This window comes from Pseudomonas sp. NPDC086278 (assembly GCF_050280905.1).
In the GTDB taxonomy this organism is placed as follows: Bacteria; Pseudomonadota; Gammaproteobacteria; order Pseudomonadales; family Pseudomonadaceae; genus Aquipseudomonas.
Window position 1 is genome coordinate 1 of record NZ_JBNNWE010000083.1, and the last position, 20,845, is coordinate 20,845.

The 20,845-nt window shown below is 61.9% G+C and carries 19 protein-coding genes; 11 read left to right on the forward strand and 8 right to left on the reverse strand.

What is annotated here, in order from left to right; genetic code table 11:
- Positions 1 to 112: 112 nt before the first annotated feature.
- Both ACQKP4_RS21985 and ACQKP4_RS21990 read left to right on the forward strand, forming a co-directional pair.
- Positions 113 to 1,888: an arylsulfatase gene (locus tag ACQKP4_RS21985; RefSeq protein ID WP_427635706.1), complete on the forward strand. Its 1,776-nt coding sequence runs from the start codon at positions 113 to 115 to the stop codon at positions 1,886 to 1,888.
- Between the two features lie 50 nt (positions 1,889 to 1,938).
- Complete coding sequence (locus ACQKP4_RS21990; RefSeq protein ID WP_427635707.1) at positions 1,939 to 2,157, forward strand: hypothetical protein; 219 nt, start codon at positions 1,939 to 1,941, stop codon at positions 2,155 to 2,157.
- Positions 2,158 to 2,295: 138 nt separating this feature from the next.
- Here ACQKP4_RS21990 and ACQKP4_RS21995 read toward each other — a convergent pair whose 3' ends face one another.
- From ACQKP4_RS21995 to ACQKP4_RS22005, 3 genes are all read right to left on the reverse strand, one after another.
- Positions 2,296 to 3,420, reverse strand: a complete 1,125-nt coding sequence (locus ACQKP4_RS21995) for a CaiB/BaiF CoA transferase family protein (RefSeq protein ID WP_427635708.1) — start codon at positions 3,418 to 3,420, stop codon at positions 2,296 to 2,298.
- Between the two features lie 227 nt (positions 3,421 to 3,647).
- Complete coding sequence (locus tag ACQKP4_RS22000; protein ID WP_427635709.1) at positions 3,648 to 4,007, reverse strand: hypothetical protein; 360 nt, start codon at positions 4,005 to 4,007, stop codon at positions 3,648 to 3,650.
- Entirely contained in the window at positions 3,976 to 5,637 is a 1,662-nt protein-coding gene (locus ACQKP4_RS22005) for a GMC family oxidoreductase (protein ID WP_427635710.1), read from the reverse strand. Before ACQKP4_RS22005 ends, ACQKP4_RS22000 begins: the two co-directional genes overlap by 32 nt.
- A 211-nt stretch (positions 5,638 to 5,848) precedes the next feature.
- Between ACQKP4_RS22005 and ACQKP4_RS22010 the strand changes: the two genes are divergently transcribed.
- The 5 genes from ACQKP4_RS22010 (at position 5,849) to ACQKP4_RS22030 (ending at position 14,174) form a co-directional block, all read left to right on the forward strand.
- Positions 5,849 to 6,913: an AraC family transcriptional regulator gene (locus tag ACQKP4_RS22010; protein ID WP_427635711.1), complete on the forward strand. Its 1,065-nt coding sequence runs from the start codon at positions 5,849 to 5,851 to the stop codon at positions 6,911 to 6,913.
- 362 nt (positions 6,914 to 7,275) lie between these two features.
- Complete coding sequence (locus ACQKP4_RS22015; protein ID WP_427635712.1) at positions 7,276 to 9,105, forward strand: DUF1302 domain-containing protein; 1,830 nt, start codon at positions 7,276 to 7,278, stop codon at positions 9,103 to 9,105.
- 31 nt (positions 9,106 to 9,136) lie between these two features.
- A complete protein-coding gene (locus ACQKP4_RS22020) occupies positions 9,137 to 10,501 on the forward strand; it encodes a DUF1329 domain-containing protein (RefSeq protein WP_427635713.1) in 1,365 nt (454 codons plus the stop codon).
- Between the two features lie 139 nt (positions 10,502 to 10,640).
- Positions 10,641 to 11,717, forward strand: a complete 1,077-nt coding sequence (locus ACQKP4_RS22025; protein ID WP_427635714.1) for a WD40/YVTN/BNR-like repeat-containing protein — start codon at positions 10,641 to 10,643, stop codon at positions 11,715 to 11,717.
- Between the two features lie 27 nt (positions 11,718 to 11,744).
- Complete coding sequence (locus ACQKP4_RS22030) at positions 11,745 to 14,174, forward strand: efflux RND transporter permease subunit (RefSeq protein WP_427635730.1); 2,430 nt, start codon at positions 11,745 to 11,747, stop codon at positions 14,172 to 14,174.
- Between the two features lie 7 nt (positions 14,175 to 14,181).
- Here ACQKP4_RS22030 and ACQKP4_RS22035 read toward each other — a convergent pair whose 3' ends face one another.
- Together ACQKP4_RS22035 and ACQKP4_RS22040 are read right to left on the reverse strand one after the other, a co-directional pair.
- Positions 14,182 to 14,583 (reverse strand): hypothetical protein, encoded by a 402-nt coding sequence (locus ACQKP4_RS22035; protein ID WP_427635715.1) that lies wholly within the window; start codon positions 14,581 to 14,583, stop codon positions 14,182 to 14,184.
- 50 nt (positions 14,584 to 14,633) lie between these two features.
- Positions 14,634 to 15,203, reverse strand: coding sequence for an RrF2 family transcriptional regulator (locus ACQKP4_RS22040; RefSeq protein WP_427635716.1), 570 nt, complete (start codon positions 15,201 to 15,203; stop codon positions 14,634 to 14,636).
- 256 nt (positions 15,204 to 15,459) lie between these two features.
- Between ACQKP4_RS22040 and ACQKP4_RS22045 the strand changes: the two genes are divergently transcribed.
- Entirely contained in the window at positions 15,460 to 16,662 is a 1,203-nt protein-coding gene (locus ACQKP4_RS22045; RefSeq protein ID WP_427635717.1) for an NAD(P)/FAD-dependent oxidoreductase, read from the forward strand.
- Positions 16,663 to 16,719: 57 nt separating this feature from the next.
- Here the strand turns inward: ACQKP4_RS22045 and grxC are convergent, their stop codons facing one another.
- Both grxC and ACQKP4_RS22055 read right to left on the reverse strand, forming a co-directional pair.
- Positions 16,720 to 16,971 (reverse strand): glutaredoxin 3, encoded by a 252-nt coding sequence (gene grxC / locus ACQKP4_RS22050; RefSeq protein ID WP_427635718.1) that lies wholly within the window; start codon positions 16,969 to 16,971, stop codon positions 16,720 to 16,722.
- A gap of 30 nt (positions 16,972 to 17,001) precedes the next feature.
- Complete coding sequence (locus tag ACQKP4_RS22055) at positions 17,002 to 17,520, reverse strand: carboxymuconolactone decarboxylase family protein (RefSeq protein WP_427635719.1); 519 nt, start codon at positions 17,518 to 17,520, stop codon at positions 17,002 to 17,004.
- 135 nt (positions 17,521 to 17,655) lie between these two features.
- Here ACQKP4_RS22055 and ACQKP4_RS22060 point away from each other — a divergent pair, with 135 nt between their 5' ends.
- From ACQKP4_RS22060 to ACQKP4_RS22070, 3 genes are read left to right on the forward strand one after another with little or no spacing between them, the layout of a single operon-like run.
- Positions 17,656 to 18,477, forward strand: a complete 822-nt coding sequence (locus ACQKP4_RS22060; protein ID WP_427635720.1) for an AraC family transcriptional regulator — start codon at positions 17,656 to 17,658, stop codon at positions 18,475 to 18,477.
- 55 nt (positions 18,478 to 18,532) lie between these two features.
- Positions 18,533 to 19,753 (forward strand): helix-turn-helix domain-containing protein, encoded by a 1,221-nt coding sequence (locus tag ACQKP4_RS22065; protein ID WP_427635721.1) that lies wholly within the window; start codon positions 18,533 to 18,535, stop codon positions 19,751 to 19,753.
- Between the two features lie 36 nt (positions 19,754 to 19,789).
- The gene (locus ACQKP4_RS22070; protein ID WP_427635722.1) at positions 19,790 to 20,422 is read left to right on the forward strand and encodes a glutamine cyclotransferase; all 633 of its coding nucleotides are present in this window, start codon (positions 19,790 to 19,792) and stop codon (positions 20,420 to 20,422) included.
- Between the two features lie 15 nt (positions 20,423 to 20,437).
- Here ACQKP4_RS22070 and ACQKP4_RS22075 read toward each other — a convergent pair whose 3' ends face one another.
- Positions 20,438 to 20,707: a hypothetical protein gene (locus ACQKP4_RS22075; protein ID WP_427635723.1), complete on the reverse strand. Its 270-nt coding sequence runs from the start codon at positions 20,705 to 20,707 to the stop codon at positions 20,438 to 20,440.
- Positions 20,708 to 20,845: the final 138 nt, after the last annotated feature.

The following is a 20,845-nucleotide window of genomic DNA, read 5'->3' on the forward strand; positions in this document are numbered from 1 at the left end:
GCATGCGGATACTGTTGATCCGGCTGAATGCCATGCTGCGCGACGGCACCGAATGGCGGTGACGAATGGCAGGGTTAAGACAGTTGCTCCCACAATGGGAACAAGGACTTCGATGATCCCGTTCAGATTTTTGGTAATCGCCCTGTGTTGCCTGGCCTTCGGCACCCAGTGCCTCGCTGGCCCAAAACGTCCGAACATCGTGGTGCTGGTGGCCGACGATTGGGGTTACAGCGATGTCGGTTCCTTCGGCAGCGAAATCGCCACGCCCAACATCGACACCCTGGCCCGCGAAGGGGTGCGCTTTTCCGATTTCCACGTGACCGCGTCCTGTTCGCCCACGCGCTCGATGCTGTTGACCGGCGTCGACAACCATCGCAATGGCGTCGGCAACATGCCGGAAACCATGCCCGACGAACACCTGGGCAAACCCGGTTACAGCGGTGTGCTCAACGACAACGCGATCACCGTGGCAACGCAGCTCAGGGACGCGGGTTACCACACCTACATCACCGGCAAATGGCACTTGGGCAAAACCGCCGACACCTTGCCCGACAACCGTGGCTTCGAGCGTTCGTTCATCCAGGCCGACAGCGGCTCCGACAATTGGGAAGAGCGGCCTTACGCACCGCTGTATGACAAGGCCGCGTGGTTCGAGAACGGCCAACCGGCGCACCTGCCCAAGGATTACTACTCCTCGACCTTTATCGTCGACAAAGCCATGGAGTACATCGCCGCGAATCGCCCGGACGGCCAGCCGTTCTTCGCCTACCTGGGATTTCAGGCCAACCACGTTCCGGTCCAGGCGCCCAAAGACGTCATCGACAAGTACCGTGGCCGCTATGACCAGGGCTGGACGACGTTGCGCCAGGCGCGTCGCGATCGTGCCGTGGCGCTGGGGTTGATCCCCGCCGAAACCCGTATGCAAACCATGGCCAGCACCGCTGACTGGGACGCGCTCACGCCCGACGAAAAACGCTATGAGGCGCGGCGCATGGAGGTTTACGCCGGCATGGGCGAAACCATGGACCGGGAAATCGGCCGCCTGATCGCGCACCTCAAGGCCACCGGCGAGTATGACAACACGGTGTTTGTGTTCCTCTCCGACAACGGCAGCGAGCCCACCGACCCTTACGCGATTCCGGCGATCCGTTTGTGGCTGGAGATGAACTACACCCGCCAACTGGATCGCCTGGGCAGCAAGGGCGCCTTCACCAGTATCGGCCCGAGCTGGGCCAGCGCCGCCGCCTCGCCCTTGAGCGGCTACAAGTTCTTCGCCGGCGAGGGCGGGTTGCGCACGCCGTTGATTGTCTCCGGCGTGCCGAACATGCAAGCCGACCGGATTATCAAGGCGTTCACCCATGTCACCGACATTGTCCCGACCTTGCTCGACGTGGCCGGCGTCCCGGCGCACAGCGGTGAATATCAGGGCCGGGCGGTAGAGCCGATGATCGGCAGCAGTCTGGTGCCGGTGCTTAAAGGCACGACGGACCGTGTCCATCCCGAAGATCAAGCCATTGGTTATGAGCTGTCCGGCAGTGCGGCGTTGTTCAAGGGTGATTACAAACTGGTGAAAAGCCTCAAACCCGTGGGCAACGAGCAATGGCACCTCTACAACATCGTCACCGACCCCGGTGAAGTCGACGACCTGCAACAGCAGATGCCCGAGCGGTTTATCAGCATGCAGGCCGACTACGCCGAATACGCCAGGGTCAACGGCGTGTTGCCGATGCCGGTCGGTTACGACTACATGCACCAGGGGCAACTGTATGCCCTGAAGCATGTGGTCGTGCCCAAGCTCAAGGCTGCCGCGCCGCCGGTGATCGCGGTGCTGCTGTTGGTGGTGGGCGCGCTGGTATGGCGTCGCCGTCGCCGCAAGCAGGTGGTTTGAATGACGAGCGAGGAGTGCGGCCGTCGGTTGATTCATCGGCGCACGGTGGAATGCCAGGGCTCGGCGGGACTGGCGGTTGCGTGCATTTGACCGAGTTGCTGCTGCCGATTGCCACCACGGCGTTTCAGACCATTCCCATGGCCCGCGCCATGGTCGCGCCGCGCACGGCGGCCGATGCCGAGGTTTACCGTGATGCCGCGGGCAAGCTGCTCAACACCTGTTACGCATTGCGCGAGGACAGCCCGGTGGCGGTGTTTCTGAAGAAGTAGGGGCGGCGCAGAAAGGTTGAGCACCGCAATCCCCCTGTGGGAGCGGGCTTGCTCGCGAAAGCGGTACATCAGTCACATCAATATCGACTGATCCGCCGCTTTCGCGGGCAAGCCCGCTCCCACAGGGGGGTGGTGTGTTTAGCGGGTCTGCAATCGTTCGATCAGGGCTTCGCTCAACCCTGCCTTGCGCAGGATCTGAGCCGTGTGCTCGCCACGGGTGGGCACTGCGCCGGCATGCGAAGGGGTGGTCGAAAATCGTGGCGCTGGCGCGGCTTGCAACACACCTTCTGCACGCGAATACACGCCGCGTTCGGCCATGTGCGAATGCGTCATTGCCTCGGCCGGCGTCAGTACCGGGGCGAAGCACGCGTCGCTGCCTTCCAGCAGGTCTATCCAGTGCTGACGGGGCTGGCTGGCGAACACCGTCGCCAGTCGTTCGCGCAACGGGCCCCACAGGCGTGGATCGTAGGGCTTTTTGAAGTCGGGATCATCACCCAGCCCCAGTTTGCTGAACAGCAAAGCGTTGAACTGCGGTTCAAGGGCTTGCACGCTGACGAACAGGCCATCGGCGCAGGCGTAAGTGCGGCCCCAATGGGCGCCGTCGAGCAAGCCGCGACCGCGTTCTAGCGGCTGTTGCCCGGCCGCATGGGCCGACAGCAGCAGGTTCATCAGGTTGGCGCTGCCATCGACAATCGCCGCGTCCACCACTTGGCCGACACCGTTGGTACTGGCATTGATGATCCCGGCGAGAATGCCCAGCGCCAGGTACAGCGCACCACCGCCCAGATCGCCCACCAGCGTCGGTGGCGCCATGGGCGGCTGTCCGGCTTCGCCGCTGAACCATAAGGCGCCGGACAGGGCGATGTAATTCAGGTCGTGGCCGGCGGCCTGGGCTAATGGGCCTTGTTGGCCCCAGCCGGTCATGCGCCCGTAAACCAGTCGCGGATTGCGCGCCAGGCAGACGTCGGGGCCCAGCCCCAGGCGCTCCATGACGCCGGGGCGCATGCCTTCGATCAGGGCGTCGGCGCCCTCGATCAGGCGCAATACCGCTTCGATGGCCTCGGGGTCCTTGAGGTCCAGGGCGATCGATTGTTTGCCGCGATTGACGATGGCGTGTTTGCCCAGGTCGAGCATGTCGGCGCCTTTGCCGGCACGTTCCACCAGGATCACTTCAGCGCCCATGTCCGCCAGCAACATGCCGCAGAACGGGCCCGGCCCAATACCGGCAATTTCGACGATACGCACGCCGTCCAATACGCCCATGCGAGTACTCCTTTGGATCAATGGATTGGGGGTTCAATCTGGCATGACGGGCGACGCGGGGCAGGTCATTGCGGGTTGATCGGTGATCCGCAGGAAGTCCACCGCCCAGTGTGGGAGCGGGCTTGCTCGCGAAGAGGCCGTGTCAGTCGATATCGCTGTCGACTGACACACCGCCTTCGCGAGCAAGCCTGCTCCCACATTGATCCTGGTCTCGCAGTAGATTGGGGTTATCGGCGCAGCAGCAGAAAGGTCATCACGGCGTGAAACGCCACCGCTGGCCACAACAAGGGACCGCTGTTGATGAACGCGCCGATGTAGGCCAGGTACAGCGCAATCGCCCCGTTGTAAACCCACATCGCGCGAACGGCCGCGCTGGTGACAGGTTTTGGCCAACAAGCGATTCCGAGCGCAATCAAGGCAACCCCGAAGCATCGCGCAAACAGGTTGGTCAACTCGGTGCCGGCGATTCCCAGCAGCACGCTGCCGACCAGGCCGGGGATGAACAGCAGGGCTACCCCGGTGGCGAGTTCGACGACGGCGGTCACCGTCAGCAATTCAGGCGTGGTGACAAGCGGCGCTCGGTTCATGGTCGTCCTTTTGCGTGTGGGCGGCGCTGGCCGCGCGGTCCTGGCGGATAAAGTCGGCGGCTTTTTCGCCGATCATCACCGTGGCCGCGGTGGTGCTACAGCCAATGATAGTCGGCATGATCGACGCGTCGACCACACGCAAGCCTTCCAGTCCGTGCACCTTCAGTCGCGGATCGACCACCGCCATGGCATCGGTGCCCATTTTGCAAGTGCCCACCGGGTGATAAAGCGTGTCGGAACGGTCGCGCAGTACCTGTTCGATTTCGGCATCGGTGCTCATCGGCGAATCGATCACATCCCGAGGGCAGAGCGCTTTGAAGGCCGGGGTGGCCATGACTTTCTGAATGACACGGTAGCCTTCGATCAAGGTCTTGATGTCATCAGGATGGGTCAGGAACGCCGGATCGATCAGCGGTGGCACCATCGGGTCGGCGCTGGCGAGGCTCAGTTTGCCGACGCTTTTAGGGTGTAGCAGGCAGGCATGCACGCTCAAGCCGTGGCCGCGATACAGCGTGCGCCCATGGTCGGCAAACATGGCGATGGTCAGGGCCAGTTCGATGTCTGCCTGGGGCAGTTGCGGGTCGGTCTTGACGAAGGCGCAGGCCTCGGCAAAGTTGCTGGTCAACGGACCTTTGCGGTGGCGCCAGTAACCGAATGCGGCTCTGGCGATGTCCCACACACCGGCCAGCGACAACCCGATCAACTGACGGGATTTGACGCGATAGGAGTGCACGTAGTCGATGTGATCCACCAGGTTTTGTCCGACACCGGGCAGTTCATGCACCACGGGGATGTCGAATTTCAGCAGCTCACCCACCGGCCCCACACCGGACAGCAGCAATAACTGCGGCGAGTTGAATGCGCCGGAACTGACGATCAGCTCGTGGCGGGCGCGCAAGGTGCGCTTGACGCCGTTTTGCAGGAACTCGACACCCACCGCGCGCTTGCCGTCGAACAGGATGCGGGTGGCGTGGGCGTGGGTTTCAATGCTCAGGTTCGGCCGCTGGCGGTTGGGCGTCAGGTAGGCGCGGGCCGCGCTGCAACGCTGCCCATCCTTTTGCATCACTTGCACCCGGCCGAAGCCTTCCATGGTCGCGCCATTCTGGTCCGGGCACGCCGGATAACCCGCCTGGACGCCGGCCTCGACAAAGGTTTCGCCAAACGGATTGGGTGACGAATGAAAGCGCACGTTCAGCGGGCCGTGCTGGCCGTGCAACGGGTCGGTGAAGTTTTCGTTGTGCTCGGCGCGCTTGAAGAACGGCAGTATGTCCTGATAGCTCCAGCCAGGGTTGCCCAAGGCCGCCCACTGGTCGAAGTCGTGCGGGTGACCGCGGTGATAAGCCATGGCATTGATCGAAGAACTGCCGCCCAGGGTCTTGCCCCGTGGCTGATAACCGACCCGGCCATTCAACCCTGTCTGAGTCACCGTCTGGTACTGCCAGTTGTTGATCGAGGTCGGCACCATCGCCGCAACGCCCGCCGGCATGTGCACCAGCGGGTTCGAGTCCGGGCCGCCGGCTTCGAGCAGGCAGACCGAAATGTTCGAATCTTCCGACAAGCGACTGGCAACCACGCAGCCGGCAGCGCCCGCGCCAACTACGATGTAATCAAATTGCGTGTTCTCGTTCATGGGGTCTTCTCTTGTTATTCGCTGCACAACTTGAAGGCATTGTGGGCAGAACCCCCGGACATCACCGGTCAATTGAATGAATTCGAAGGTCAGCGCGACAGGTGACGAACACGCCAAGCACCGGAATATCCTGAGCACAGGCCCGGCGGGTCATTGACCGATGCCTGACCTGCGGCGACCATCCGCGTTCACACCCTTAACAGGCAGGCACATGTCAGATTCGGAATTGCCCAGCTCAAAAATACCGGCGCCCGGCACCGACACCTCGTTGCGTGAAGACGCCTTGCAGCCCACCACGATCGGCAGCTACACCGTGGCCATCGCGCGGGCGCTGGACGCCAGTGGCGTGGACAGCAAACGGATTTTCACCGCCATGGGCATTCCGCTGGACGTCTCCACCGACCCGATGACCCGCCTGCCGGCCGCGACCATGACCAAGCTTTATCGCGCCTGCGTGGATGTGACCAACAACCCGTATTTCGGCCTGACCGTGGCCAAGCACATTCACCTGACCCATTTGCATGCCTTGGGTTATTCGCTGGCGGCGAGCGGCACGCTGATGGATTTCTGTCGGCGCCTGGAGCGCTATTTCCGCCTGGTTTCGCAGGTGGCCAAGGCCAATCTCGAGCAGACTGGCGAGCAGGTGTTGATGCGCTTCGACCACTTGCTTGAACTCAGCAGCGAAACCGAAGATGCGTTTTTCGGCTTTCTGATTCGCACGATGCGCTTGCTGTACAAACAGGAATTCAAACCGCTGCGCGTAGAATTGTGCCGGCCCGTCCCCCACGAAGGCCCCGGTCCGTATGAGGCGTTGTTCAGGGCCCCGGTATTGTTCGGGCAGGCAAGCAGCCTGCTGGTCTTCGACAAGGCGGACATGCTGCAGGCACTGAGCGGCTCCTGCCCGGAACTGGCCCAGGTCAACGACAACATCATCATCAGCTACCTGGCGCGGCTGGATAAAAGCGATGTGATCACCGGCGTGACCCAGAAGATCATCGAGTTTCTCCCGGACGGTGACTGCAGTCGCGAGAAGGTCGCCAGTGCGTTGTGCATGAGCCCGACCAAACTGCAGCTGAAACTGTCCCAGCGCGGCACGCATTTCCAGCAATTGCTCGATGACACCCGCAAGGAACTGGCGTGCAGTTACCTGAGCCAGGCCTCGCGCCCGGTGACCGAAATCACCTTTCTGCTGGGCTTCAGCGATACCAGCAATTTCACCCGCGCCTTCAAACGCTGGACGGGATTGTCACCCACGGATTTCCGTCAGCAGATCTGAGGCGTTCAACCTCGCCAGCCACAATCCCAGCCCCTGTGGGAGCGGCTGAACTCAATATTTGTATGCGTCTCGGTCCATGTGGGAGCGGGCTTGCTCGCGAAGGGGCCGGCACATCCAGCATCGATGTCGCCTGAGTCACCGCTTTCGCAAGCAAGCCCGCTCCCACATAAGCTCCCACAGAAGTTCCACACAAGCCCCGCATAATTCTGGCCGTAAATTGCGCTGACCGATGATTTGGCCCAATTGACCGGCAACCCACCTGCCGCTCGCGATACAACAGGCTCGACCGAACCGGCCAGCGCCCAGCCTAGTGGCACGCCGGCGGTCGCATGTTCTTGAATCAGCCAAGGCGAGCACGCTAGATGAATAACAACAATAAGATCTGCCACCCCAATCTGCGACGTGGACTTCTGGCCTCGGCGGTTCTCGCCGGGCTGGGCATCAGTCCTGTCTACGCGTTTGAATTCAACACGGGTAATGATGACCTGACGGTGCGCTTCGACAACACGGTGAAGCTCAACTACGCGCAACGGGTCGAGGCGCCGAACAGCAAGCTGGCCAACACCTGGAACAGCAACGACGGCGACCGTAATTTTTCGTCGGGCAGCGCGGTTTCCCAGCGCCTCGATGTGCTGTCGGAAATGGACGTGGTGTACAAAAAACAGATGGGCTTTCGCGTCAGCGCCAACAGCTGGTACGACCATGCCTATCAAGACACGGGCAGCGCCAACCCATCGACCAACCAGCTGAATGACGGCAAGCCGGATTCCAGCCACCAGAGCGGCTACGTCGACCGTTATTACAACGGCCCGTCCTCCGAGATTCTCGACGCCTTTGTGTTCGGCAGCACCGAGATCGGCGACGAGTCGCTGCTCAGCGCCAAGCTGGGCAAGCACAACGTCTACTGGGGCGAAAGCATTCTGGCGTTCGCGCACGGCAACAGTTACGGCCAGGCCGGCCTCGACCTGACCAAAGCGCTGACCGTACCCGGCACCGAATCCAAAGAGCTGTTCATTCCGCGTAAACAGTTGTCGACCAGCTTCACCGTCAATTCCGAGTTGACCCTGGCGGCGCAGTACTTTTTCGGTTGGGACGCCTCGCGTATCCCCGAGTCCGGCACTTACCTGGGTTTCAACGACGGCATTCAGAACGGTGGCCATAACCTGTCGCTGATCGGTGGCGCCAACCCGTTTTTCGGCCGGCCCGGGCCGGTGGGTGCGAATCAGTTTCTGCGGCTCGACAACGGCCACACCTTTACCCCGGACCAGAGCGGTGACTTCGGCCTGATGGCCAAGTGGAGCCCGGCGTGGCTGGACGGCACGCTGGGTTTCTACTACCGCAAAACCTCCGACATGCTGCCCAACATTGCCCTGCAACCGACCGCCGTCGGCGTTCCGCAACTGATTTCCGGCAACGCTGGCAGCTACAACCAGTTCTACGTGGATGACATCGACATCTACGGCATCAGCCTCGCCAAAAACATTGCCGGTGTCAGCTTCGGGCTGGACGTCAACTATCGCCACAACATGCCGTTGTCCAGCGTGCCGGCCACCGTCAATCCTTCGCCGGCAGCGGCGGGGCAGCCGGGTGTCATCAGCAGCTTCAATGGCGAAAACGGTGTCGCGCGCGGCAACACCGTGCACGCGGTGCTCAATGGCTTGACCACCTTCGGCCCGACGGCGGTGTGGGACACGGCACCGTTACTGGTGGAAGTGGCGTACAGCCGCTGGCTGGACGTGACCGACAACCAGCAGTTGTTCAAGGGCGATGACTGGTACAAGGGCATCGATAAGGTCACCAAAGACAACTACATCATGGGGATGAACTTCACCCCGACCTGGTACCAGGTTTTCCCCGGCATCGATATGTTCCTGCCGGTCAGCTACAACGTCGGCCTGGCAGGCCAGTCCTCCGTGCAACTGGGCGGCAACAAAGGCACCGGCAGCTATTCGGTCGGGGTCGGCATGGATGTGCGTACCCAGTACCGCTTCGATCTGAAGTACGTCGATAACTTCGGCGACTTCGACACCTGCGGCTCTGCCGGCAACGCGGCGGCCCATGGCGATGGTGCTGTTCCCGGCGCCAATGGCCAATACAACTGTGTTCCCGGCCAGGCCACCTCGTTTGCCGGTATTCCGGCACAGCTCAAGGATCGCGGCATGGTCGCGCTCACATTCAAAACCACCCTCTGACCCAAGAGCGGTGCGTTAACAGGAGACACCCATGAATTTCATCAAATCAGTAATGGCCACCGCGCTGGCGCTGGCCGTGGCAAGTTCCGCCCACGCGGCGGTCAGCGCCGATCAAGCCGCAAAACTGGGCACCAGCCTGACCGCCGTGGGGGCTGAAACAGCCGCCAACGCCGACGGCAGCATCCCCGCTTACACCGGTGGCCTGACGACCGTTCCGGCCGATTTCAAAGCCGGCGACTCATTCCGCCCGGACCCGTACGGCGCTGAAAAGCCGCGTCTGGTCATTACCGGCAAAGAGCTCGCCGCGCAGAAAGACAAACTCACCGCGACCACCCAGGCACTGCTCACTCGCTATCCGACCTATCGCCTCGACGTGTACCCGACGCATCGCAGCGTCGCCATGCCTCAGGCCGTCTTGGCCAACACCGCGAAAAACGCCGTGACGGCCAAGACCACCGATGGCGGCCTGGCGCTGGAAAACTCCCTGCCGGGCGTACCGTTCCCGATCCCCGCTGACGGCTACGAAGCCATGTGGAACCACTTGCAGCGCTATCAAGGCGTGGCAATGACCAACAAGTACGACTCGTGGAACGTTGACTCCTCCGGTACTGCTTCGTTGAGTTCCACGGGTGTGTTCAACATCGAATACCCGCTCTTTGCCCCGACGCGCCCAGCGGGTCCGGTGACGTCCGATGAAACGTATTACAAGATCAAGCTGACCTACACCGGCCCGGCCCGTCGTGCCGGTGAAGCGCTGCTGCTGATGGACTCGGTCAACCCATTGCAACAACCGCGTCGCGCCTGGCAGTACCTGCCGGGACAACGTCGAGTGAAGCTGGCACCGGACCTCGCCTATGACACGCCGAACCCCGGTACTGTCGGCGCCGCGACCTATGACGATGCTTTCGTGTTCAACGGCGCGATGGACCGTTACGACTTCAAGCTGGTCGGCAAGAAAGAAATGTATGTGCCGTACAACACCTACAAGCTGAGCTACCACAAAGACGCGACCGACGTGATGAAGGCCAACCACGTCAATCCGGACCTGATGCGCTGGGAACTGCACCGGGTGTGGGTGGTGGAAGCCACGCTCAAACCGGGCAAACGCCACATCTACAGCAAGCGTACGTTCTACCTCGACGAGGACAGCTGGATCGCTTTGGCTTCCGACGAATATGACGCCCGTGGTCAGCTCTACCGTGGCGGTTTCGCCCACCTGACCTACAGCTACGACGTTAAGGCGCCGGACACGATCAACCACATGACCTACGACCTGATTTCCGGTGCCTACAACGTCAACGGTTTCTACGGTCCTTACGGTGGCTTGAAGTACATCGATCCGCTGACGAAGGCGCAGTGGTCGGCCGAGTCGCTGGCCGGCACCGGCATCCGTTAACCCCCACGCACTCCAATGTGGGAGCGGGCTTGCTCGCGAAGGCGTTGTGCCAGGCAAAACTGATGTCGACTGACATGCCGCTTTCGCGAGCAAGCCCGCTCCCACAAGGGAATCGTGGTGTGCACCCGAGATAATAATAATGACGATGATCAAGTGGTTTCTGCTGGCCGCATTGGCCTCTGCCATGGCCGTGCCGTTCACCCGCCCGGTGATTGCCGGCGAATTTGTCGACGTGCTCGACTCGCCTGCGCTGCCCAGTGCTCTGGCTGCCCAATCGACACTGACCGGGCTCACTCGGGCCGGTGAACGTCTGGTCGCCGTGGGCCAGGGTGGGCACATTCTCTATTCCGATGACGCTGGCCAACATTGGCAGCAGGCCTCGGTGCCGGTCAGTTCGGACCTGGTCGCCGTGCACTTTCCGACGCCGCGACAAGGCTGGGCGGTGGGCCACGATGGCGTGGTGCTGCACAGCAATGACGCTGGCCAGACCTGGACCCGGCAACTGGACGGGCGCCAGGTCGGCCCGATCATGCTTGATTACTACCAACAGCAACTCGCCAGCCAACCGGCAGATGAAGCCCTGCAAGCGCGGGTTAGCGAAGCACAGCGCATGGTCGAGGAGGGCGCCGATAAACCCTTCCTCGATGTCTGGTTCGAAAGCGATCAGGTGGGCTACATCGTCGGCGCCTTCAACCTGATTTTCCGCACCGACGATGGCGGCCGTCACTGGACGCCGTTGCTGGACCGCACCGACAACCCCAGCGCGCTTAACCTCTACGCGCTGCGGCCAGTGGGTGACGATGTGTTCATCGTCGGTGAGCAAGGCCTGGTGCTGAAGCTGGATCGCGCGAGCGGTCGATTCAACGCGACGCCAACCCCGTACAACGGCAGCTTTTTCGGTATCACCGGCAAGCCTGGTGCGACTCTGGTTTTCGGCCTGCGCGGCAATGTTTTTCGCAGCACCGACAGCGGCGTGAACTGGAGCAAAGTCGAACTCGGCTTGCCCCTGAGCATCACCGCCAGCTCGGTCACGGCTGATGGCCGGATCGTGCTGGTCAGCCAGGCCGGCCATGTATTGGTCAGCAGCGACGACGGTGCCAGTTTCCGGATGCAACCCAATACCGCACTGGCACCCGTGGCCGCCGCACAGGTGGCGACCGCTGGTTCACTGGTGCTCGCCGGCACCCGTGGCTTGCGGCAGTTACCCCTCGAATAAGCCGGGCATTACAAAGAGAACACCATGATGGGTCACCACGAACTCGAAACAATGCCGATCGTCCGCGAGCTCAAGGGCTTCGACGCGCGCTCCGGTAACGCCCTGGAACGGCTGATTTTCAATAACCGCCTGGGCGTGGTGCTGGTCTGCCTGCTGGTGACGATTGCCCTGAGCTTCTTCGCCACGACCCGGCTGACGCTCAATGCCAGCTTCGAAAAGATGATCCCGCAGAGCCAGCCCTTCATCAAAAACTACCTGGACAATCGCCAGGCCTTGCGCGGTCTCGGCAATGCGGTGCGGGTGGTGGTGGAGAGCAGCAACGGCGATATTTTCGACCCGCACTATCTGGATGCCCTGAAGGAAATCAACGACGAACTGTTCGTGACGCCGGGCGTGGATCGGGCGTGGATGAAGTCGCTGTGGACGCCGGCGGTGCGCTGGACCGAAGTCACCGAGGAAGGCTTTCAGGGTGGCCCGGTGATGCCCGATTCCTATGACGGCTCGGCGCAAAGCGTGCAGCAGTTGCGCCAGAACATCGCCCGTTCGGGCATCGTCGGCAGCCTGATCGGTAACAACTTCAAGTCGAGCATGATCTTCGTGCCGCTGCTGGAGAAAGACCCGGTTACCGGGCAAGGCATCGACTACCACCAGTTTTCGAACACCCTCGAAGAGAAACTGCGCGACAAATATGAGTTCGCCGGCAGTGTTCGGGTGACGGGCGAAGAGGGCAAAGGCCCGATCAAGATTCGGGTGATCGGCTTCGCCAAACTGGTCGGCGACCTGCTCGACGGCCTGATGCAGGTGATGCTGTATTTCGGCGTTGCCGCGCTGATTGCCACGGCGATCATTTTCTACTTCACCCGTTGCGTGCGCAGTACCGCGCTGGTGATTCTTTGTTCGGTCATCGCCGTGGTCTGGCAGCTTGGACTGGTTGCGCTGTTCGGTTTTGCGCTGGACCCGTTCTCGATTCTGGTGCCGTTCCTGGTGTTCGCCATCGGTGTGTCCCACGGCGCACAAAAGATGAACGGGATCATGCAGGACGTCGGGCGCGGCACCCATCAACTGGTTGCCGCCCGTTACACCTTCCGCCGCTTGTTTCTCGCCGGGCTGACGGCGTTACTGGCCGATGCCGTGGGGTTCGCGGTGTTGATGCTGATCGACATTCCAGTGATCCAGGACCTGGCGATCACCGCCAGCATCGGCGTCGCGGTGCTGATCTTCACCAACCTGGTGCTGCTGCCGGTGTTGCTGTCCTACTGGGGCGTCAGCCGCAAAGCCGCCGAGCGTAGCCTGCGCGCCGAAAATCAGGAGCTGCGCGGCAAGGGCATCGGCGCGGTCTGGAGTTTCCTCGACAAATTCACCGAGCGCCGCTGGGCGACCATCGCGGTGAGCGTTGCGGGCCTGTTGGCGGTGGGCGGGCTTGTCGTCAGCCATCACCTGAAGATCGGCGACCTCGACCCCGGTGCGCCGGAACTGCGTTCCGACTCGCGTTACAACCGCGACAACGCCTACATCACCGCCAACTATTCGCTGTCCAGCGACCAGTTCGCGATCATGCTCAAGACCCCCAGCGAAGGCTGCCTGAAATACCAAAGCCTGGTGGAAGCCGACCGTCTCGGCTGGCTGTTGCAGCAGCAACCGGGCGTGCAAACCACCGTGTCGCTGGTCAATGCGGTGCGGCAGATCACGGCCGGTTCCTACGAAGGCAACCCGAAGTGGCTGACCATCGCCCGCAACCAGAACGTGCTGAACTACGGCGCGCAGCAAGCGTCGGTCAGCAGCCCGGATCTGTTCAACAACGATTGTTCGATGATGCCGATCGTCGCGTACCTCTCGGACCACAAGGCCGAAACCCTCGACCGTGTGGTCGCCGTCGCCGAAACCTTCGCCCGCGAACACAGCAACGGCGAGCGCCAATTCATGCTCGCCGCCGGCAGCGCCGGGATTGAAGCGGCAACCAACATCGTGGTGCGCGACGCCAACCGCACGATGCTGCTGTATGTGTACGGCGCAGTGATTGTGCTGTGCTTCATCACCTTCCGCAGCTGGCGCGCGGTGGTGGTGGCGGTGGTGCCGCTGATGCTGACGTCGATCCTTTGCGAAGCCTTGATGGTCTGGCTCGGCATGGGCGTCAAAGTCGCTACATTGCCGGTGATTGCCCTCGGCGTGGGCATCGGCGTGGATTACGCGCTGTACCTGCTGAGCGTGCAACTGGCGCAACAACGTGCCGGGTTGTCGCTGACCGAGGCCTATCGCAACGCGGTGGCGTTCACCGGCAAAGTGGTGGCGCTGGTCGGCATTACCCTGGCGGCGGGCGTGATCACCTGGGCCTGGTCGCCGATCAAGTTCCAGGCCGACATGGGCATCCTGCTGACGTTCATGTTCATCTGGAACATGGTCGGGGCGTTGGTGTTGATTCCGGCGTTGTCGCACTTTTTGTTGCGCAAGGTGCGGTAGGTCAACCTTACGCGTCGCGCAACAGGTCGTTGGCGTTGAGAATGTCGTAGGCGATTTCCGGGCGTTTTTCCAAACCCCGGCGAATCGCCGCCGGGATCGCCTGGCGGGTTTTGCGGCACAGGCCGGGGAGTTCGCCGAGGTTGATGCCGATGCCACGCATGGTCCGCACTTCGTTGAAGCTGGGGACGATCTCGACGCGGATCCCGAGTTGCTCGTACATCCGCTGTTGCAGGCGTTCGAGGTCGGCGAGGCTTTGCAGGTTTTCCAGTCGATCCAGCAGGCGTTTTTCTTCCTGGCGCGTCAGAAGCAGGATGCGCACGTCGGCCCCCGGTGTCTCCAGCAACGGGTCACGCCCGCAATTGCAGGCGCCGGGCGGGCAGGGTGAGCGGATCGGAGCAGAGGTCGTCATGGGCCCCAATCATAGAGCGCTCGCCTGAGTTTTGCCCATAGGCGAAATCGTCAGTCGCCGATAACAGTCACCGGAATGATCTGCTCGTCGCCGGTCTGCGCACTGGCACCGGTTTTCTTTTCCCGACGATCGTTCATCCAGCTGTTCACTTGCTCGTTGAATTCGGCCGGGGCTTTGCGCCCGACACGTCGGGCCAGGTCAAGGATGGTCTGTTGGGCCAAGGCTTCTTCCATGCGTTTTTGCGCAGTCATCATTACCGCGTGCACCGAGCACTGACCGTCCAGCGCCCACTCCGGCGGGGAACCGTCGAAGAGCGCGCAACGACCGCGAATCTCGCGGCAATCGAAAATCAGCTTCTGGCCGTCGATGGCGTTCACGATGTCCAGCACGCTGATTTCGTCCGCCGGCCTGGCAAGCTTGAAACCTCCACGCACGCCTTCAGTGGCGACCACCAGTTTGGCTTTGGCCAGTTTGGTGAAGATCTTCGCCAAATAATCCAGCGGTACGCCTTGCAGCTCCGCGAGGTCGCGCACGCTCGCCTCACGGCTGTCGCCGTAATCGCCTACCAAAAAAATCAGGCAATGAATGCCGTATTCAACGCCTGCGCTGTAAAGAGACATTGATATCTCCGACTGAATGAGTCGCCAATGTTATCAGCCGTTCGTCAGTGGTGCAACGCGTCGCTCTTGGCGTTTTTTTCTGTTTTGCGTCTTTCAGGCTTATAGATCAGAGCTTATCCAAAATTGTTGCAGGGATCGGATTTGGCAATAGTGGTCATCGATGGACGGGTGTTGCGCGCTGTAACTTGGATAACTATAGTCGCCGTTGTTAGCTCGGCAACGAGTTCAGTCCTTGGTCTTCCTGAGAGTGAAAACAATGAAGCAGCATATTTTGGTCATTGGCGCAGGTTTCGGTGGCATGTGGACGGCAATCAGCGCCACCCGCCTGTTCAATCTTCACGATCACAACGACGTCGAGGTCACCGTGCTGGCGCCCCATGCCGAGCTGCGCGTACGTCCGCGCTTTTACGAACCCAACGCGCATCAACTGGCGGCGCCCCTCGGCGAGCTGTTTGACGCGGTGGGCGTCACGTTCATCAAAGGCGCGGCAGAGACCATCGACGTCGAGCAAAAAAGCGTGGGCTACAGGGATGCCGCAGGCGTTCTGCAGACTTGCAGCTACGACAAACTCGTTCTGGCCACCGGCAGTGGCCTGGCATTGTCGAACACTCCGGGTGTCGCCGAGCACGCCTTCGACGTCGATCAGATCGAGCAAGCCATCCGTCTGGAAAATCACCTGAAATCCTTGGCCAACCAGCCAGAAAGCCCGGCGCGTAACACGGTCGTAGTGGCCGGCGGTGGTTTCACCGGGATCGAAACGGCGACTGAAATGCCTGCGCGTCTGCGCGCCATTTTGGGTGATCGCGCTGACATCAACGTGATCATCGTCGACCGTGGCGAAAAGATCGGCGCTTCGATGGGCGCCGAAATCAGCCAGTCCATCGCCCAGGCCAGCACCGAGCTGGGTGTGGACTGGCGCTTGAGGTCGTCGGTGGTGGCGGTCGATGAGCACGGCGTTACGTTGGCTGACGGTCAACGCATTGACGCCAGCACCGTGATCTGGACCACCGGCGTGCGGGCCAGCGCGCTGACCGAACAGATCCCTGGTGAGCGCGATTACCTCGGCCGTCTGCATGTCGACGCGAACCTGAAAGTCATCGGCCAGGACGACATTTACGCCACCGGCGACGTGGCTTACGCGGCGTCCGACGAGATTGGCAACCACGCGATGATGACCTGCCAGCACGCGATCATGTTGGGGCGTTATGCCGGCAACAACGTTGCGGCGCACCTCCTTGGCGTTGACCCGACGCCGTATAGCCAGCCGAAGTACGTGACCTGTCTGGATTTGGGCGGTTGGGGCGCGGTATACACCGAGGGTTGGGATCGTCAGGTCAAGTTGGTGAAAGAAGAAGGCAAGGCGCTGAAGACCCAGATCAACACGGTGTGGATTTATCCTCCGGCGGCCAATCGTGAAATCGCCTGGGCGGCTGCTGATCCGTTGATTCCCATCGCGTAAATCGTTTTGCGCATAAAAAAATCCCGCTCACGTGAGCGGGATTTTTATGCGTGCGATTCAAGCCAGCATCGACAACAGGCCACCTTGCCGGTCGAGTTTCGCCAGGTCGTCGAAGCCGCCTACATGGGTGTCACCGATGAATATCTGCGGCACGCTGCGTCGGCCGCTGCGGTTGAGCATTTCCTGGAATTTGCCAGGGGACGACTGGACATTGATTTCATGGGGCACGATGCCTTTGCTGGCCAACAGCGCCTTGGCGTTACGGCAGTAAGGGCAGGTGTCGGTGGTGTAGACGGTCACGGTGTTCATGGTTGTTTCTCCTCACGTTGCACGCCGGGTTCAGGCGTCGATGGCAGGAAAGTCGATGTCGGTCAGCGCCAGGTTGTTGAGGTAGTTGGTCAGGGTCTGCGACGCCACGTGGGCAACGACCTCGATGATTTTGGCGTCGTTGATCCCGGCTGCGCGTGCGGCGTCGATCTGTTCGTTGCTCAGGTGGCCACGGCTTTCGGTGACTTGCCGGGCGAGGGCGGCATAGGCATTTAGCTGGCCGCTGCGCGCATCGAGAATGTCTTGCGCCGACAACCCGGCCTTGCCGGCAAACAGCGTGTGCGCCGCCAGGCAATAGTCGCAACCGTTCGCTTGAGAGGTGGCGAGGAACACCGCTTCTTTTTCAGTGGCGCTCAACGATGTCTTGCTCAAGGCTGCCGAGTGTTGCAAGTAGGCCGCCAGCACGGCGGGGGCGTGGGCGAGTGTTTTGAAGACGTTGGGCAAGAAGCCGATTTTTTTCTGCACGCCTTCCAGCAGCGGGCGGGTAGCGTCGGTGGCGTTTTCGAGGCTCAGGGCGGTGATGCGGCTCATGGGTCAGACTCCGTAGATGCAAGCGCGTTGTGCGCTGGGTACGGCGTTGATGTTAAGGGTCGGCGCTGGCGTCAAGGGTGCAAATCGTCGAGGATATGCGACAGATCGTCCAGATTTGGCGCTGGAGTCGTTTTTATGGATCGCTTGTCCACGTTGCTCACTCACTTTGGCGTCAGCGCCGGCACCTTCCACAGCGGCAGTTTTTGCGGCTCGGCGGTCTTTGATGGCGATCAGGCCGGTGGTCATCTGCACCTGCTGCAAGCGGGTGAGTTGACCCTGAAACTGGCGGATCGGCCGGAGGTGCAGCTCAGCGAACCGACGCTGGTGTTCTTTCCCCGACCTTACCGCCATCGCCTGTTCGCCAATGAAGCCGCGAACACGCAACTGGTGTGCGCCTCGCTGGATTTCGATGGCGGTGCGGGCAATGCCCTGGCGGCCGCATTGCCCGATTACCTGGTGCTCGAACTGAACAGTTTGCCGACGATGGCCGGCAACCTGCAGTGGTTGTTCAACGAGGCTTTTGGCAGCACGTGCGGGCGCGAAGCGATGATGGACCGGTTATTCGAGTTGCTGGTGATTCAACTGTTGCGGCACCTGTTGAGCAGTCGCGATCAGAGTCCGGGCATGATGGCCGGCCTCGCCGATGCGCGGCTGTCGCGGCCGATGAGCCTGATGCATGGCGCGCCCGCCAAGGCCTGGACCGTGGCCGAGTTGTCGGCGGCGGCGAACATGTCCCGGGCCAGTTTTGCCGAGTATTTTCGCCAGGTAGTGGGGCAGACACCGGTCGATTACCTGGTGAGCTGGCGGATCAGCCTGGCGCAAAAACGCTTGCGCGAAGGCAAGTCGATTGCGCTGATCGCCGATGAGGTCGGCTATGAAAGCCCGTCGGCGCTGGCCCGGGCGTTTCGTCGTAAAACCGGGTTCAGCCCGCGTGAATGGGTACAAGGACGCTCGTGAGATAGACTCATTCGCACCTGTTCCTCAGTGGAGTGACACCTGTGGCGCGATTCACATGGATTCGCTGATCACGGCGGCGGCCCGAGCGCTGGCGGCGGGTGATCCGCTGGGGGCATTGAACCGGGTCGCCCTGCGCGACGATGCACCGGCGCTCGCGTTGCGCGGCATTGCCATGGCGCAACTGGGCGATCTGCCGCGGGCCAAGGCGCTGGTGCAGCGGGCAGCGCGAGCCTTTGGTCCGAAAGAGCCGGTGTCCCGGGCGCGGTGCGTGGTCGCCGAGGCCGAAATCGCCTTGGCGTCGCGTGAACTGGGGTGGCCGGTAAAGGCGCTCGAAACCGCGCGCGTGACACTGCAAGCCCATGGTGATCGGGTCAACGCGGCCCACGCGCGCTACTTGCAGATCCGGCGTTTGTTGCTGATCGGGCAGTTGGAGGAAGTTGAAAGGCTGCTTGCCGAGCGGGATCCGGCGCCCTTGCCGCCGGCGCTGCGGGCCGCTCATGAACTGGTGGTGATCGGGATTGCACTGCGCCGGCTCGAAACAAAAAAGGCCCGGGCCGCACTGGAAAGGGCCGAACGCGCGGCGGACCTCGCCGGTATCCCCGCGCTGACCGCCGAGGTCGAAAGCGCCGCACGCCTGCTCAACGCGCCCGCTGCGCGGCTGCTTACCCGTGGCGAAGCACAACCGCTATTGCTGGACGACGTTGAAGCGCTGCTGGCGTCCAGGTCACTGGTGGTGGACGCCTGTCGGTACGGCGTGCGCGGCGCCGGGATGTCGGTTGCCCTGGCCAAGCGTCCGGTGCTCTTCACCCTGGCGCGCACGCTGGCCGAAGCCTGGCCCGCCGATGTGGCGAGGGAAACGCTTATCGCCAAGGCTTTTCGTTTGAAACTGACGGACGAGTCGCATCGCGCCCGGCTACGCGTTGAGATCGGCCGGCTGCGTGTGGCGCTCCAGCCATTGGCCGGTATCACCGCCACCCCGCGCGGTTTTGCCCTGGAATCGCGGATGGGTGACGACGTTGTGGTTCTGGCGCGGTTAGTCGAAGAGCCGCAAGCCGCGCTGCTCGCGTTTCTGGCGGACGGTGAATCGTGGTCGAGTTCGGCACTGGGGTTGGCGCTCAATACCAGCCAGCGCTCCGTGCAACGAACGCTCGAAGCGCTGGCCGCAGCCGGCAAAGTGCAGTCGTTCGGTCGCGGTCGGGTGCGGCGCTGGATGACGCCGCCGATGCCGGGATTCGCGACGGCTTTGTTACTCACGGCGTTGACGCCGGGTGATTAGGATCACCTCACCACCCCCCGTCACGAGGAAGTCCACATGAAATCTTCAACCGCTGAAATCATCCGTGAATATGGGCCTTTTCCAGGCATCGACAGCGTGCATGGCGTCTCTTATGACGGCCAGAACGTCTGGTTCGCGTCCGGAGAAAAGCTCAACGCCCTCGACCCGCAAAGCGGCAAGACCCTGCGCTCGATTGAGATTGCCGCCCACGCCGGAACCGCCTTCGACGGCCGGCACCTGTTTCAGATTGGCGAAGCCCGGATCCTCAAGATTGACCCGCAGACCGGCGAAGTGCTCGCCACCATCCCCGCGCCGGGCAGCGGCGGGGACTCAGGGCTGACGTGGGCGGAAGGGACGTTGTGGGTCGGTGAATACCGCGAGCGCAAGATTCATCAGATCGACCCGGACAGCGGCCAGATCCTGCGCACGATTGAGTCCAACCGCTTCGTCACGGGCGTGACCTGGGTTGAAGGTGATCTTTGGCACGGCACTTGGGAGGGTGATGAAAGCGAATTGCGGCGCATCGACCCGACAACCGGCGAAGTGCTGCAAAGCGTGACGATGCCAACGGGAGTCGGCGTGTCAGGGCTGGAGTCCGATGGCGCGGACCGGTTTTTCTGCGGTGGTGGCAACAGCGGCAAGGTACGGGCCGTGCGCCGGCCCGCCTGAGTCTGGTGAGTCAGTCTAAAAGGTGAACTGGCGCGAAGAGCGAGGTGCGCTTTGCGCCAGTTCGGTCTCCAGCAGATGCTCGACCAGCACATCGTTGAGAAAGCGGAACTGATCATTCAGCCCGACCACTTCATTGTTGAAGTGGTTGGCGGCGGCCGGCATCAGCAACGCCTCGAAGTTCTTGTCGAACACCAGCGCCAAGGCTGTGCGGAAAACGACTGCCTGCGAATAGTAGTTGGTGCCGAACACGGGGAAGCTCACGGACAGGGTCACTTGGTTGATCATGATGGGTGCTCCTCGGTTTGGCCGATGTCCAGGAAGAAACGGGAAAACAGGGTCAGCGTAACGGCCGTCAGGGCCAGGCAAGTCAGGAGATGGATCAACATGATGTGCCCCTCCGGTGTGGGGTTCAGGCGCGGGATG

Excerpts from the sequence above, each read along its gene's own strand:
- ACQKP4_RS21985 (WP_427635706.1), top strand. The coding sequence starts at position 113 with ATGATCCCGTTCAGATTTTTGGTAATCGCCCTGTGTTGCCTGGCCTTC.
- ACQKP4_RS21990 (WP_427635707.1), top strand. The coding sequence starts at position 1,939 with ATGCCAGGGCTCGGCGGGACTGGCGGTTGCGTGCATTTGACCGAGTTG.
- ACQKP4_RS21995 (WP_427635708.1), bottom strand. The coding sequence starts at position 3,420 with ATGGGCGTATTGGACGGCGTGCGTATCGTCGAAATTGCCGGTATTGGG.
- ACQKP4_RS22000 (WP_427635709.1), bottom strand. The coding sequence starts at position 4,007 with ATGAACCGAGCGCCGCTTGTCACCACGCCTGAATTGCTGACGGTGACC.
- ACQKP4_RS22005 (WP_427635710.1), bottom strand. The coding sequence starts at position 5,637 with ATGAACGAGAACACGCAATTTGATTACATCGTAGTTGGCGCGGGCGCT.
- ACQKP4_RS22010 (WP_427635711.1), top strand. The coding sequence starts at position 5,849 with ATGTCAGATTCGGAATTGCCCAGCTCAAAAATACCGGCGCCCGGCACC.
- ACQKP4_RS22015 (WP_427635712.1), top strand. The coding sequence starts at position 7,276 with ATGAATAACAACAATAAGATCTGCCACCCCAATCTGCGACGTGGACTT.
- ACQKP4_RS22020 (WP_427635713.1), top strand. The coding sequence starts at position 9,137 with ATGAATTTCATCAAATCAGTAATGGCCACCGCGCTGGCGCTGGCCGTG.
- ACQKP4_RS22025 (WP_427635714.1), top strand. The coding sequence starts at position 10,641 with ATGACGATGATCAAGTGGTTTCTGCTGGCCGCATTGGCCTCTGCCATG.
- ACQKP4_RS22030 (WP_427635730.1), top strand. The coding sequence starts at position 11,745 with ATGGGTCACCACGAACTCGAAACAATGCCGATCGTCCGCGAGCTCAAG.
- ACQKP4_RS22035 (WP_427635715.1), bottom strand. The coding sequence starts at position 14,583 with ATGACGACCTCTGCTCCGATCCGCTCACCCTGCCCGCCCGGCGCCTGC.
- ACQKP4_RS22040 (WP_427635716.1), bottom strand. The coding sequence starts at position 15,203 with ATGTCTCTTTACAGCGCAGGCGTTGAATACGGCATTCATTGCCTGATT.
- ACQKP4_RS22045 (WP_427635717.1), top strand. The coding sequence starts at position 15,460 with ATGAAGCAGCATATTTTGGTCATTGGCGCAGGTTTCGGTGGCATGTGG.
- grxC (WP_427635718.1), bottom strand. The coding sequence starts at position 16,971 with ATGAACACCGTGACCGTCTACACCACCGACACCTGCCCTTACTGCCGT.
- ACQKP4_RS22055 (WP_427635719.1), bottom strand. The coding sequence starts at position 17,520 with ATGAGCCGCATCACCGCCCTGAGCCTCGAAAACGCCACCGACGCTACC.
- ACQKP4_RS22060 (WP_427635720.1), top strand. The coding sequence starts at position 17,656 with ATGGATCGCTTGTCCACGTTGCTCACTCACTTTGGCGTCAGCGCCGGC.
- ACQKP4_RS22065 (WP_427635721.1), top strand. The coding sequence starts at position 18,533 with ATGGATTCGCTGATCACGGCGGCGGCCCGAGCGCTGGCGGCGGGTGAT.
- ACQKP4_RS22070 (WP_427635722.1), top strand. The coding sequence starts at position 19,790 with ATGAAATCTTCAACCGCTGAAATCATCCGTGAATATGGGCCTTTTCCA.
- ACQKP4_RS22075 (WP_427635723.1), bottom strand. The coding sequence starts at position 20,707 with ATGATCAACCAAGTGACCCTGTCCGTGAGCTTCCCCGTGTTCGGCACC.